Raw genomic sequence first — 12,875 nt, forward strand, 5'->3', positions numbered from 1 at the left:
GAACGCCCCGGTGACGGTGGGAGCGGCCGGACCGCTCCCACCGTCACCGCCTGATCTACAGGAACCGCCAGCGCTGGTGCGCGGCCCCGGTGTCGTCGGCGAGGACCGCCTGCGCGCCCTGGGCGCCGGAGCCGCCGCTGAGCCCGAGCACCCGGCCCCCGTTCGCGCACTGGATCCGGAACCAGCCGCCTCCGCCGTGCCGTAGCCGCCACCTGTGGTCGGCGGTGCCGTTGTCGGCCCACTGGACGATCCGGGCGCCGGCCGCTGTCGACCCGCCCTCGACGCCCAGCACCTTGCCGCTGTTGCCGTTGCGCAGCCGCAGGTAGCCACCGGTGTCCACGAGCGCGGTCCAGAGGTGGTCGGCGGTGCCGGTGTCGCCCCACTGGATGACCAGGCCACCGTCGGCGGTGGACATGTTCTGCACGCCGAGCACCAGCCCGCTGCCGAGGTTCTGGATCCGCCGCGCCCCGTTGGGCAGGAACCGCCACTGGTTGTCCAGGCTCCCGTTGTCCGGGTCCTGCACGGCGAACGCGCCCTGGGCTGTCGAGCCGCCGGAGATGCCGAGCAGCTTGCCGGTGTGCACGTTGCGCAGCTTGTGGCTGCCGTCGCCGACGTCGACGACGGTCCACAGGTGGTCGGCGGTGCCGTTGTCCGCCCACTGCAGGATCCGGGCGCCGTCGGCGGTGGACATGTTCTCCACCCCCAGCACCTTGCCGCTGTTGACGTTGCGCAGCCGCAGCGCCGACCCGTCGACGACGAGCTGCCAGTCGTGGTCGGCGGTGCCGGTGTCGCCCCACTGGAGCGCGAGCCCGCCGTCGGCGGTGGACATGTTCTGGATGCCGAGCACGAGGCCGCTCGCCGCGTTGGCGAGCCGGAAGCTCGCCTCCCCGCCGCCGGCGCCCGCGCCGACCCGCCAGTAGACCGTGTAGTTGTGCCCGTGGGCGTCGTAGAACGGGCCGAGGTTGACAGTGGCGCCGTCCGCCCGGGCGGTGAACGCGAGACTGCCGGTGCCGGTACGGGTGACCGAGGCGGGATCCAGCGCCGGCAGGCCGCTCAACGTGGTGTTGCCGTAGTTGCCGGAGAGCACCACCGGCCCGTACGTGACGGCCTGCACCGCGGCGTCGTCGTTGGCGGCCACCGTGGCGACCCGCATCGGCAGCCGGACCGTGACCGTGTCGCCGGAGGTCCAGGCGCGGGTCAGCACGGCGTAGCTGCCCGGCGTGGTGGCGATGCCCGCCGCGACGCCGTTGACGCTGACGGACGCCCCGCTGGTCCACGCCGGGATCCGGATCCGCATGGTCCACGAGCCGCCCACCGAACCGGTGACGGTGAGCGTCGTGGTGTCGCCGACCGGGTACGAGGTGGCCTGCGTGACGGTGATGCCGCGCTGACTCCAGGTGAGCACCGAGGGGACGAACAGGTTGACCGTCAGCGTGGTGTCGTTGTGGAAGTAGATCGCGTCCGCGAGCGTCGTGTTGGTCTCCAGCCCGGTGCCCTGGCAGCACCAGAAGGAGTTGTAGTCGGTGCTCCAGGTGCCGCCGCCCCACGCCGGGCCGACACCGCGCCGCCCGCCCGGGTTGAGCGGGGTGAAGTACGTGACGTGGCCGTGCGCGTCGGCCGGGTTCTGCTGGCCGATCATGTGGTTGAGCAGCGCGCGTTCGTAGAAGTCGGCGTACGCGACCCGGTCCGGGTCGAGCTGCCACAGCTCCCGGGTCAGCTTGAGCATGTTGTACGTGTTGCACGCCTCGCAGGTGTCGTTGCGCAGGTAGCCGGCGATCGCGTTCGGGGCGCGGAAGTGCTCGGCCTGGCTGTTGCCGCCGATGGCGTACGTGTGGGCGCCGACCGTGATGGCCCACGCGTTCACGGCGATGTCCCGGTAGCGGGTGGCGCCGGTGGCCTTGTACTCCCGGGCCGCGCCGATCCACTTGGGCACCTGCGTGTTGGCGTGCAGCCCGTTGAGCTGGTCGGAGTTCGCGGCGAGCGGGTTGAACACGGCGGCGTGGTCGAACCGCTGCGCGACGGTGAGCCACCGTCCGTCACCGGTCTGCTGGTAGAGGTCGGTGAGCACCGCGTTCATGCCGCCGAACTCGGTGCCGAGCATGGCCTGCATCTGGGCCGAGGTGAGCCGGCCGGTGCGCTGGTCGACCCAGCCGGCCAGCGCCAGCAGCACGTCCCGGGCCTGGGTGCTGCCGATCAGCCGCCACACGTCCAGCAGCCCGGCGAGCGTCTTGTGGATGCAGTAGTAGGGGACGTTGCCGTTGCTCAGCGTCCGGGCCTCCAGCGCGGTGAAGTCGGACTCGGGGAAGCCGGACAGGTATCCGGCGCTGAATCCGGCCGCGCCGTTGTTGGCCTGGCAGCGGGCCAGCTCGGTGACCATGGTGAGCGCCTTGTCCCGGCAGGTGGTGTCGCCGAGCACCGCCCACGCCTGTGCCCAGGCGGTCAGGAAGTGCCCCTGCATGTGGGTGCGGAACGGGAAGTTCGGCGCGTCCCAGCCGCCGTTGGCGGCGGCGCCGCCGGTGGACAGGCGGTGGTTGGCCCGGAAGTTGTAGAGCAGCCGGTTCACGTCGACGAAGCGCAGGTAGGCGACCGTACGGTTCTGGTTGTCCTGCCAGCGGCCGGCGGTCAGCCGTACCTGGCCCGGGTCGAACGCGTACGCGGACACGCCGATGTCGGGGCGGGCCGGTGGCAGCGCGGCGTGTGCCGTGCCGCCTGCGGCGACGGACCCGGCGGCGGCGCCGGCGGTGGCCGCGACGGCTGTGGCGGCGGTGGTGCGCAGGACGAAGCGGCGGTTCACCAGGGGAGCGGGCATGTCGGCCTCCGTGGCGGGGGACGGTGGGGGACGGTGGTGGTGGGGAACGGTTACGCGGTGACCCGGAACGTGGCGTCCTGGCGGTCGATCGCGGGGGAGCCGGCGCCGAGCGGGTCGATGCGCAGCCGGTAGTCGTAGTGCCGCAGGTGGCGGGTGGGGAAGTTGTGCGAGCGGAACGACGACCAGGTGCCGTCCGCCAGGCCGGCGGTGCGGTGGAACGTGGCGTCGGCGCGGAACGTGGCGGTGCCGTCGTTCGGGTCGAGCCGGACCGCGTAGTCGTAGTGCCGCAGGTAGTTGCCGGGATAGTTGACCGACTCGAACGAGACGCCGGCGGAGTCGGCCAGGCCGGGGACCATGCGCCACATCTGGTCCTGGTAGGGGTCGAACGGGTACGCGTCGACGCGGGCGATCCGGTCGGTGTGCCGGACGTAGCGGTCGGGGAGGTTCGACGACTTGAGCCGGACCCAGTTCGGCGTGCCCCAGCGGTTGACCATGCCGGCGTACTCGGCGTCGCTGATGCCGATCATCGAGCCGTGCTTGGAGTTCAGCGGCGGGGTGTAGTCGCGCTGGTTCAGCGGCGTCCACGAGTTGCCCGAGATGGTGGTCGTGGACCAGGCGTAGTAGTCGTTGTTGACCGGGCTGAACGAGTCGCCCCACAGCCGCCAGCCGCCCTCGTTGGTGCGCAGCAGCAGCGGTGCCTCGATCGCGTTTCCCTGCCGCAGGCCGCTGGTGTACGTGGTGAAGCTGTTCGGCGCGCCGGTGGCGGACCGGGCGCCGTACAGGTAGCCGTCGTCGAGGTTCTTGTAGTAGAGGTACGTGGTGCCGCCGTCGACGACCACGTCGCCGTCGAGCACGCCGAAGCCCGGGCTGAAGTAGACCTGCGGGGCGCTGACGGTGCGGAAGTCGCTCGTGTAGTTGACGAACAGCACGTCCCGGCCGTTGTTGGCGGAGTAGACGATCGCGTACTGGCCGCGGGCGGCGTCCCAGAACGCGGTCGGCGCCCACGTGTGGGTGTCGAGCGTGTGCATCCGGATGCGCCGGTAGCCGGTGAACGCGGTGAGGTCGGTGGAGTCCCACACGTGCAGGTACTGGCTGGTCAGCCCCCAGTTGGTGCCCTTGAGGTCGGTGGCCAGCACCACGAACGTCCCGTCGGTCCTGCGCAGCACGAACGGGTCGCGCAGGCCGAGCTGCCCGGCGGTCGGGGTGACCACGGGATTGTTCTGGTTCAGCGGGGTCCAGTTCAGGCCGTCCCGGCTGACGGCCAGGTGCAGGCCGTAGTCGGCGCCGACGCCGTTCGGCGTCTCGGTGAAGTACGCCATCGCGTAGGCGGTGTTCGGCGCGGCGAGTGCGCCGCGGGGCAGGCTGAGCGCGCCGGATGCGGCGGCGGACAGGGCGCCGACTGTGAACGCGCGTCGGGTCAGGGGCACGAGGGGGCCTTTCTCTGCGGGGGAGATGTCGGCCGAGTTAACGCTAACAACGCCCTCTAGCCTGGCGTTTGCATAGCTGACTGTCAATCGATTCGCAGCGTTAACGCGGCCGGCCCGTCCGCCGGAGGGCGGCGGTCTCCACGACCACGATGGCGATCAGCAGCGCGGCCATCAGCGCGGAGCCGGCCAGCAGCGGCAGCCGGTGGGCCAGCAGTCCCAGCGCCACCAGCGCCACCAGCCCGGCCGGCCGGTGCCAGGACACCCGGTGATGGACGGCCGCCGCGAGCAGGATCCAGCCGATCAGGAACAGCGCCGGGCCGCTGAGCGTCACCAGGAAAGCGGCCGGGTCGCGGGACAGCGGCTCGGCGATCATCACCTTCGCGCCGACGGCGGCGGCCACCACGCCCGCCACCATCACCAGGTGCAGGTAGCCGGCCAGCAGGCCCAGCCGGCTCCCGGTCGGCCCCAGCGCGTCGATCGCCGTACCGAGCCGCATGCCGCCCGGCACCAGGTAGAGCGCGCCGATGCTGACCGCGTTGACGAACACCAGCGCGAACGCCAGCGTCCGGTAGCTGTCGAAGCCGGTGGCGCTGTAGACGATCCCGGCGGACAGGATCAGCTCACCCAGCGCGATGATGTAGATCTGCTGGTAGCGCTCGGCCAGGTGCTCGCCGACGATCTGGAGGTCGCTCCAGGTCGCGCGGCCCAGCCCGGGCGTCGGCCAGCGCAGCCGGGCCAGCGCGAGATCCAGCACGACCGCCGCGGTCCAGAGCGCCACCTGCGCCGGACCGGCGAGCGCGCCGGCCACCCAGAGCACCCCGGAGACCGCGAACCAGATCGCCACCCGCAGGCTCCGCAGCCGCAGCGGATGCCCGCGCAGCGCCGGCAGCAGGAGGGCGGGCCGGCCGAGGTGGATCGCCACGTACGCGCCGGCGAACACGAGCGCGTGCCCGGTGTACGCGGTGGGTGCCGAGGCCGCCATCAGCAGGCCGCCGAACATCACCCAGATCAGCAGCGCGACGATCACCGGGGAGCGCGGGTCGAACCAGTCCGTCGACCACGCGGTCACGAACCACACCCACCAGATCGGCGCCAGCAGCAGGGCGGTCCGGAACGCCCCGCCGAGGCTGAGGTCGTGCTCCAGAGTCAGGGACAGCCGGTTCAGCGCGAGAAGGAACGCCAGGTCGAAGAAGAGCTCCAGGAACGACGCCCGGCGGGAGGCCTCACGTGGCCGCAGCAGATGTCCTCGCAGCCCACTCGCCATCCGGTCCCCTCGGTACGCGCCGTCGCCGACACCAGTCGTACCAGCCGGTGCGGCGCTCGCGCGGGCGAACGCGGCAGGGCGGGCCGATCGTCGTCACGGCCCGCCCGCGGCGGTCAGCGGTTGCGGTAGTGGTTCATCGCCAGGGTCACCCCGCACGCCAGCGCCAGCGCGCCGAAGGCGGAACCGGCCCACGGGTTGTCCAGGACGGCCGACAGCGTCACGTTGGCGGCCACGCTCACGATCAGCACCAGCCACAGCAGCGGGCGCATCCGGGTGACCGGCGTCGGGGCTGCGGCGGTCTCGGCGGTACGGTCCAGGTCGTTCACGGCTGCCTCCTCGGGTGATCTCTTCTGCCACCACGCTAGGCGCGCGGCCGGCCGGGAACGATCCCGCCAGCACGACGGCCGGGGTACAGCAGGCTGTACTTTCCGCGTCCGGCAGTGACAGGCGGCGAGGGCGGTGACCTATGGTGGCGGCCGGGGGTGGGCCGGGGATGGAGTACGTGCGCAGGCGGTTCCGCGCCGCGGTGGACGCGCTGGAGCACCTCGTCGGCGGGCTCGGCACCGCCGTGCTGGCGCTCGGCGCGCTGCTCGGTCTGGTCGTCGTGGCCGCGGCCTGCGTCGGTGGGGTCGGGCTGCTGCTCGTACCCGGGATGCTGCGGGCGGTGCGGTCGGTGGCCGACCGCGAGCGTGCCCGGCTGTCCCGGTGGGGGTCGCCGATCCCGTCGCCCGGTCCGGCGCCGGAGGCCCTGCGCCCGGCCCTGCGCGATCCGGTCGTGCGGCGGGAACTGCGCTGGATCGCCGCCCACGGAACGCTCGGCTTCGGCGCCGGGCTGATCGCGCTCGCGCTGCCGATCTACGCCGTGCAGGACATGACGTTCCCGCTGTGGTACCGGCTGGTGCCACCGGACGCGGGCGAGCCCGGGATCGGGTGGTGGCGCATCGACGGGCTCGGCGACGCGCTCGCGGTCGGCGTCCTCGGAGTCGGGTGGCTGGTCCTCGCGGTCGCGTCCGGCCCGGCGCTGGCGCGGCTCCAGGCCGGGCCGGGCCGCCGGCTGCTGCCCCCGCCGCCCGGTGTCGACCTGTCGCTGCGGGTCGCCGAACTCACCGCCACCCGGGCCGCCGCGCTCGACGCCCACGCGGTCGAACTGCGCCGGATCGAACGCTCGCTGCACGACGGCACGCAGAACCGGCTGGTCGCGGTGAACGTGCTGCTCGGCGCCGCGCGGCGGGCGGTACGCCGTGACCCGGCCCGCGCCGACGAGATCCTGGAACGCGCGCAGGACGCGGCCGAGCAGGCGCTCGGCGAGCTGCGTACGGTGGTGCGCGGCATCCTGCCGCCGGTGCTCGGCGACCGGGGGCTGGCCGGGGCACTCGACGGACTCGCCGCGGCGTGCGCTGTGCCGTGCCGCCTGTCGGTGGACGTCGACGTGCGCTGCGCGGCGTCGGTCGAGGCCACCGCGTACTTCGTGGTGGCCGAGGCGCTGACGAACGTGGTCCGGCACAGCGGCGCGAGCGCGGTGGAGGTCGCCGTGCGCCGGGAGGGGGACCGGCTGCTCGTGACCGTCACCGACGACGGGCGCGGGGACGCCGACGAGACGCGCGGCTCCGGGCTGACCGGCATCCGCCGCCGGGTCGGGGCCTACGACGGGCGGATGACGCTGACGAGTCCACCGGGAGGACCGACGAGGATGCACGTGGAGCTGCCATGCGGATCGTGATCGCCGAGGACGACGCGCTGCTGCGCGAAGGGCTGGCGCTGCTGCTGCGCGCCGAGGACCTGGACGTGGTCGCCACCGCCGGCACACCGGGGGAGTTCCTGACCGCTGTGGACGACCACCGCCCCGACGTGGCGATCGTCGACGTGCGGATGCCGCCCACGCACACCGACGAGGGCATCGTCGCCGCGGTCGAGGCCCGCCGCCGCCGGCCGGGCCTCGCGGTGCTGGTCCTGTCCGCGTACGTCGAGCAGGCGTTCGCCACCGAGCTGTTCTCGGTCGGCGCGTCAGGGCTCGGCTACCTGCTCAAGGAGCGGGTGGGCCGGGTCGAGGAGTTCCTCGCCGCGCTGCACCGCGTCGCGGCCGGCGGCAGCGTGATCGACCCCGAGGTGGTCGGGCAGCTGCTCGCCCGCAACCGGCGGCCGGACACCGCGCTGGCCGAGCTGTCGCCGCGTGAGCACGAGGTGCTGGCGCTGATGGCCGAAGGGCTGGGCAACAGCGCGATCGCGGAACGCATGTTCGTCACCGAGGGCGCGGTGCACAAGCACATCCGCAACATCTTCGCGAAGCTGGGCCTGCCGCCGGACGACCGCGCCGACCGCCGGGTCACCGCCGTGCTGCGCTATCTCGACGGCCGGCGGTAGGCCACGCGCGCAGGCGCGCCGCCTCGCGGGGAGGCGGCGCGCCTGCGGTGACCCGGGATCAGCGGCCGGTGCCGCACAGGACCGCGTCGACGGTGCTGCTGACCGCATCCAACATCTCCAGACCGGTCGGCAGCGCGGTCACCGCGACCACGGCGCTGCGCCCGTCCGTGGTGGACAGGTTGCGCGTCTCGAAGCCCTGGATGTCGCCGCCGTGCCCCCAGGCGTGACCGCCGCAGGGCAGCTCGTGCCGGGCGATGCCCAGGCCGTACTCCCAGACGCCGGTGGGCTCGAAATCGGGCGCCGGCACGGTACGCGTCATGGCCGCCTGCTGGGCCGGCTCGAGCAGCCTGCCCGCCAGCAGCGCCTCGAAGAACGTCCGCAGGTCCGACGGGGTCGAGACGAGCTGGCCGGCGGCCCAGCCCAGCGACGGGTCCATCCGGGTCACGTCGACCCACGGCGCGCCCGGCTCCACCGCCACGTATCCGCGCGGCAGCCGGCCGGGCAGGTCCTGCTCGCCGGTCTGCGGCCAGTACGTGTCGCGCAGCCGCAGCGGCTCGATGATCCGCCGGGTGATCTCCTCGCCGACCGGGCGCTGGGTGACCCGCTCGACGATCAGCCCGGCCAGGACGAAGTTGGTGTTGCTGTACTCCCACTTCTCGCCCGGCGGGAAGTGCCGCGACTGGGTGAGCGCCTCGTCCACCAGCCGGCGCGGGTCGAAGTAGTCGCTGCGCCGGTCCACCAGGTCCTGCGCCTTGCTGAACACCACGTCGTCGTAGTCGGGCAGGCCGCTGGTCTGCTGCAGCAACTGGCGTACGGTGATCCGCCGCCCGTCGTTGCCGTTGCCGCGCACCATGCCGGGCAGGTAGCGCTCGACGGTGGCGTCCAGGTCGATGCGGCCCTCGCCGACGAGCTGGAGGACGACCACGGCGGTGAACGTCTTGGTGTTGCTGCCGACGCGCACCCGGGCGTCGCGGGGGATCGCGGCGCCGGTGCGCAGGTCACCGACCCCGGCGGTGTAGTCGCGCACCCGGCCGTCGCGGCGTACGGAGGCCAGCGCCCCGGGGAAGCCGTGCTCGGCGACCAGGCCGTCCAGTCGCTGCTGGACGGCGTCGCCGGCGGGACGCCGGGCGTCGGTGGTCGTGGCGGACGCGGCGGGCACACCCAGCGCGGCGACGGTCAGCAGGGCCGTGGCGCCGACGGCGACCGGGAAGGTACGGCGGATCATGGGAACTCCTCGACGGAGGTGAACGGGTACGGCCTCAAGCCTCGGAGAATCGGGCGCCACGCTCCATACCGCCTGCTGCCCGAAGCGGGGTAGCGCTGGCACTACTTGATGGCGCCGGTGCCGCCGGTTAGGCTCCGCGCAGCGTCGCGTGCCGGTGGCAGACCGTGTCAGGCATGGAGGCGCCGGATCGAAGGGAGTACGACGATGACACTCGTCGTCCCTTCGCCCTCGCCACATGGCTGAGGGCGGACAGACCAGGCTGGTGGCCTGGAGCCGCGAGATGCGCGCCGTCCACGAGCGGCTGCGCGAGGCGCTGGAGCTGACCCGGCGGGCGCTCGCCGACGGTGAGCCGGCCCGCCCGGCGACGCGTGACCTGCTGTTGTACTGCCACGGGTTCTGCGCGGCGCTGACCGCGCATCACGAGGGCGAGGACCGCAGCCTCTTCCCGGCGATCGCGGCGCGGCATCCCGAACTGCGCGCCACGCTGGACCGGCTGCGGCAGGACCACTCGATGATCGGGTACCTGCTGACCGGGCTGGGCGCGGCCGTGGCCCGCGACGCCCCGCCCGGCGAACTGGCCCGGCACCTGGAGGGCGTGGCGGCGATCATGGAGTCGCACTTCCGGTACGAGGAACGGCAGCTTCTGGCGGTGCTGGAGACGCTCTCGCTGGACGACGACCCGGGCGACGTGTTCGGGCCGCTGTGACAGCGGTCGCGGCCCGGCGGGATGCGCACCGCCGGGCCGCGACCGGGCCGGATCAGTTCAGGCCGCAGGTGGCGAGCGCGTCCAGGTCGGGCCGCTGCGCGCCGACCCGGTTGAACGCGATCTCGATGCGGTCGAGCGCCGCGACGCGCTTGCTGCGCAGCGGGCCGAGGATCGCGTTGTCGATGAACGCCGGCCCGCCCTCGGGGCGTACCGCGAGCCGGGCGAGGCGGGCGTCGGCCTCGGCGATCTGCTTGTCCAGCGTGGCCAGTTCGGCCTGCACCTGGGCAGCGGCCGCCGCCGGGACGGCGGGCAGGTCGACCCGGGGGCAGTCGACGGTCCGGGCCGCGCCACCCGCGTTGCCGTCCTGCCCGCCGGCGTTGCCGTTGCCGCCCTGACCGTTGCCGTTCTGACCGTTGCCGTTCTGACCGTTGCCGTTCTGACCGTTGCCGTTCTGGCCGGCCCCGTTCTGGCCGGCCCCGTTCCGGCCGTCGCCGCCCTGGGTGGCGCCGCCGTTGACGGCGCTCGGCACGCCCGGGGCGTTGAGCGAGCAGGCGGCGAGCGCGTCCAGGTCCGGGCGCTGCGCGCCGATCCGGTTGAAGGCGATCTCGATCCGGTCGAGCACGGCGATCCGCTTGTTGCGCAGCGGGCCGAGGATCGCGTTGTCGACGAAGTTCGGGCCGCCCTCGGGGCGTACCGCCTGCCGGGCCAGCCGCTCGTTCTGCCGGGCGATCTCCTGGTCCAGGTTGGCCAGTTCCCGTTCCACCTGGGCCGCGGCCGCCGCGGGTACGGCGGGCAGCTTGTCGCGTACGGTCGGGCAGTTCACGGTCTGCGCGGCGGCGGTGGTGGCCGGGCGGCCGTTCTCGCCCGCCGACGCCAGTTGCAGCCCACCGGCGAACAACAGCGCCGCGAGGGCGCCCACCCCGCCGAGTTTCAGGACCGCGGTCTTGCGCGTACCCCTGGCCATGCACCTCTCCTCTGGTTGACCGGGAGACCGGCGCGGCGGCTGCCGCCCCGTCTCCGCGGTGCGAAGTGACGACTGGAGGAATCTGCTCGTGCCCGCTCCGGCATCGCGGTTCCGGCCGATGTTCCGGTCGGCAGTGGATACGGGCGGCGCGTCGACATCGTTCAGTGCGTACCGAGGTTTGACCGCATCGACGCCCATCGCTAGGCTGCGCTGAAAGCGCTTACTGTGCGGGAGACGTGAGCGTTCGGCATGGCACTGGCGTCCGGGTATCAAGGCCCACCCCCGACACCGACCGGGCATCGGTGCCGACGTGGGCACGGCACCACCACCCGCAGGAGACCAGCATGATCAACCGACACCGCCGTACGGTGTTGTGGACGTCCGCCGCGGCGACGGCCGCGCTCGCCGCGTCCGGCCTGGCCGTCGGCGCGACCGCCGCCCAGGCGGCCGCCGGCTGCCGCGTCGACTACGCCGTCACCGCGCAGTGGGGCGGCGGCTTCACCGCCAACGTCAACCTGACGAACCTCGGCGACCCGCTCACCGGCTGGGCCGTCACCTGGACCTTCGGCGCCGGGCAGACCGTCACCCAGGCCTGGGGCGCCGAGATCACCGCCAGCGGCGCCTCGGTGCGGGCCGCCAACGTCAGCTACAACGGCAGCCTGGGCACCAACGCCAGCACGTCGTTCGGCTTCAACGGCACCTGGAACAACAGCAGCAACCCGGTACCCTCCGCGTTCGCGGTCAACGGCGTCACCTGCACCGGCGGCGTCACCCCCACCACCGGCACGCCGCCCACCAGCGCCCCGCCGCCGAGCACGCCTCCGCCCAGCAGCCCGCCACCGAGCAGCCCGCCCCCGAGCACGCCTCCGCCCAGCACGCCTCCGCCGACCGGCGGTGCGATCTACGCCGCTCCGAACGGCACCGCCGGGGCCGCCGGCACCCAGGCCAGCCCCACCACGATCGCCGCGGCGATCACCCGGGTCGGCGCGGGCGGCACGATCTACCTGCGCGGCGGCACGTACAACCTGTCCCAGACGGTCACCGTCGCCGCCGGCAACAACGGCACGTCGAGCGCCCGCAAGAACCTGTACGCCTACCCGGGCGAGACGCCGATCCTGAACTTCTCGGCGATGAGCGAGGACCCGGCCAACCGGGGACTGGCGCTCAACGCCTCGTACTGGCACGTGCGCGGGCTCGTGGTGGAGCGGGCCGGTGACAACGGCATCTTCGTCGGCGGCAGCAACAACATCATCGAGCGCACGGTGACCCGCTTCAACCGCGACACCGGGCTGCAACTGTCCCGGATCGCCTCCAGCACGCCGCGCGACCAGTGGCCCGCGAACAACCTGATGGTCAGCGTGGAATCGCACGACAACGCCGACTCCGACGGCGAGGACGCCGACGGCTTCGCGGCCAAGCTCACCGTCGGCGGCGGCAACGTCTTCCGGTACGCGGTGTCGCACCACAACATCGACGACGGGTGGGACCTCTACACGAAGTCCGACACCGGCGCGATCGGCGCGGTGACCATCGAGGACTCGCTCGCGTACAGCAACGGCACGCTGAGCAACGGCACGCAGAACGGCAACGGCGACCGCAACGGCTTCAAGCTCGGCGGCGAGGACATCGCGGTCAACCACACCGTCCGGCGCACCATCGCGTACCGCAACGGCAAGCACGGCTTCACGTACAACCGCAACCCGGGCACCATGACGATCTCGAACAACCTGAGCATCGACAACACCGAACGCAACTTCTCGTTCGACGCCGGCACCTCGGTCTTCCGGAGCAACACGTCCTGCCGCTTCGCCGGCAGCGGTTCCAACGACAAGACGGTCGGCAACGTGGACGGCTCGAACCAGTTCTGGTCCGGCACCAACGGCTCCCGCTGCGCCACGTACTCCGGCGCCCTCGCCTGGTCCTTCACCACCACCGACGGCCGCCTGACGGTAACCCTGGGAGGCCGCCCCGTCTCCCTCTAACCCCCCGCACTCTCCCCCCTAACCCCCCGCCCTCACCCGGTCGATCATGAAGTTGGCGGCCGAATCGGAGATCGACATCGCCGTCAACTTCATGATCGACGGGGTGTGAGGGTGGGGTGGGACTAGGATCGCGGGCA

Annotated in this window: 10 protein-coding genes; 4 read left to right on the plus strand and 6 right to left on the minus strand. The window is 72.8% G+C overall.

Annotation, left to right across the window (positions count from 1 at the left end; all coding sequences use genetic code 11):
- Window positions 1–55 precede the first annotated feature (55 nt).
- The 4 genes from ACN27D_RS28830 to ACN27D_RS28845 all read right to left on the minus strand — a co-directional run bounded on the left by ACN27D_RS28830 (window position 56) and on the right by ACN27D_RS28845 (window position 5,826).
- Window positions 56–2,809, minus strand: coding sequence for a beta-L-arabinofuranosidase domain-containing protein (locus tag ACN27D_RS28830; RefSeq protein WP_421500510.1), 2,754 nt, complete (start codon window positions 2,807–2,809; stop codon window positions 56–58).
- A gap of 50 nt (window positions 2,810–2,859) precedes the next feature.
- On the minus strand, window positions 2,860–4,236 hold the full coding sequence (locus ACN27D_RS28835) for a glycoside hydrolase family 43 protein (RefSeq protein ID WP_421500511.1): 1,377 nt from the start codon (window positions 4,234–4,236) through the stop codon (window positions 2,860–2,862).
- 100 nt (window positions 4,237–4,336) lie between these two features.
- The gene (locus tag ACN27D_RS28840; RefSeq protein WP_421500512.1) at window positions 4,337–5,500 is read right to left on the minus strand and encodes a low temperature requirement protein A; all 1,164 of its coding nucleotides are present in this window, start codon (window positions 5,498–5,500) and stop codon (window positions 4,337–4,339) included.
- Window positions 5,501–5,613: 113 nt separating this feature from the next.
- Window positions 5,614–5,826, minus strand: a complete 213-nt coding sequence (locus ACN27D_RS28845) for a hypothetical protein (protein ID WP_120570380.1) — start codon at window positions 5,824–5,826, stop codon at window positions 5,614–5,616.
- A 167-nt stretch (window positions 5,827–5,993) separates the two neighbouring features.
- On the opposite strand from ACN27D_RS28845, the gene ACN27D_RS28850 reads away from it, so the two are divergent.
- Complete coding sequence (locus tag ACN27D_RS28850) at window positions 5,994–7,220, plus strand: sensor histidine kinase (protein ID WP_421500513.1); 1,227 nt, start codon at window positions 5,994–5,996, stop codon at window positions 7,218–7,220.
- Entirely contained in the window at window positions 7,208–7,861 is a 654-nt protein-coding gene (locus tag ACN27D_RS28855) for a response regulator transcription factor (protein WP_252448745.1), read from the plus strand. Before ACN27D_RS28850 ends, ACN27D_RS28855 begins: the two co-directional genes overlap by 13 nt.
- Window positions 7,862–7,919: 58 nt before the next feature.
- Here ACN27D_RS28855 and ACN27D_RS28860 read toward each other — a convergent pair whose 3' ends face one another.
- Window positions 7,920–9,086, minus strand: coding sequence for a serine hydrolase domain-containing protein (locus ACN27D_RS28860; protein ID WP_421500514.1), 1,167 nt, complete (start codon window positions 9,084–9,086; stop codon window positions 7,920–7,922).
- Between the two features lie 235 nt (window positions 9,087–9,321).
- Between ACN27D_RS28860 and ACN27D_RS28865 the strand changes: the two genes are divergently transcribed.
- Complete coding sequence (locus tag ACN27D_RS28865; RefSeq protein ID WP_120570376.1) at window positions 9,322–9,792, plus strand: hemerythrin domain-containing protein; 471 nt, start codon at window positions 9,322–9,324, stop codon at window positions 9,790–9,792.
- Window positions 9,793–9,844: 52 nt separating this feature from the next.
- On the opposite strand, the gene ACN27D_RS28870 is transcribed toward ACN27D_RS28865, so the two are convergent.
- Window positions 9,845–10,756, minus strand: a complete 912-nt coding sequence (locus ACN27D_RS28870) for a hypothetical protein (RefSeq protein ID WP_421500515.1) — start codon at window positions 10,754–10,756, stop codon at window positions 9,845–9,847.
- A 344-nt stretch (window positions 10,757–11,100) separates the two neighbouring features.
- Here ACN27D_RS28870 and ACN27D_RS28875 point away from each other — a divergent pair, with 344 nt between their 5' ends.
- The gene (locus ACN27D_RS28875) at window positions 11,101–12,738 is read left to right on the plus strand and encodes a cellulose-binding domain-containing protein (protein WP_421500516.1); all 1,638 of its coding nucleotides are present in this window, start codon (window positions 11,101–11,103) and stop codon (window positions 12,736–12,738) included.
- Window positions 12,739–12,875: the final 137 nt, after the last annotated feature.

The sequence above is a fragment of the Micromonospora sp. WMMD1274 genome, assembly GCF_049179035.1.
Classification (GTDB): domain Bacteria; phylum Actinomycetota; class Actinomycetes; order Mycobacteriales; family Micromonosporaceae; genus Micromonospora; species Micromonospora tulbaghiae.

What these genes read in the sequence shown, in the direction of transcription:
- ACN27D_RS28830 (WP_421500510.1), bottom strand. Translation starts at nt 2,809, where the DNA reads ATGCCCGCTCCCCTGGTGAACCGCCGCTTCGTCCTGCGCACCACCGCC.
- ACN27D_RS28840 (WP_421500512.1), bottom strand. Translation starts at nt 5,500, where the DNA reads ATGGCGAGTGGGCTGCGAGGACATCTGCTGCGGCCACGTGAGGCCTCC.
- ACN27D_RS28850 (WP_421500513.1), top strand. Translation starts at nt 5,994, where the DNA reads ATGGAGTACGTGCGCAGGCGGTTCCGCGCCGCGGTGGACGCGCTGGAG.
- ACN27D_RS28855 (WP_252448745.1), top strand. Translation starts at nt 7,208, where the DNA reads ATGCGGATCGTGATCGCCGAGGACGACGCGCTGCTGCGCGAAGGGCTG.
- ACN27D_RS28860 (WP_421500514.1), bottom strand. Translation starts at nt 9,086, where the DNA reads ATGATCCGCCGTACCTTCCCGGTCGCCGTCGGCGCCACGGCCCTGCTG.
- ACN27D_RS28865 (WP_120570376.1), top strand. Translation starts at nt 9,322, where the DNA reads ATGGCTGAGGGCGGACAGACCAGGCTGGTGGCCTGGAGCCGCGAGATG.
- ACN27D_RS28870 (WP_421500515.1), bottom strand. Translation starts at nt 10,756, where the DNA reads ATGGCCAGGGGTACGCGCAAGACCGCGGTCCTGAAACTCGGCGGGGTG.
- ACN27D_RS28875 (WP_421500516.1), top strand. Translation starts at nt 11,101, where the DNA reads ATGATCAACCGACACCGCCGTACGGTGTTGTGGACGTCCGCCGCGGCG.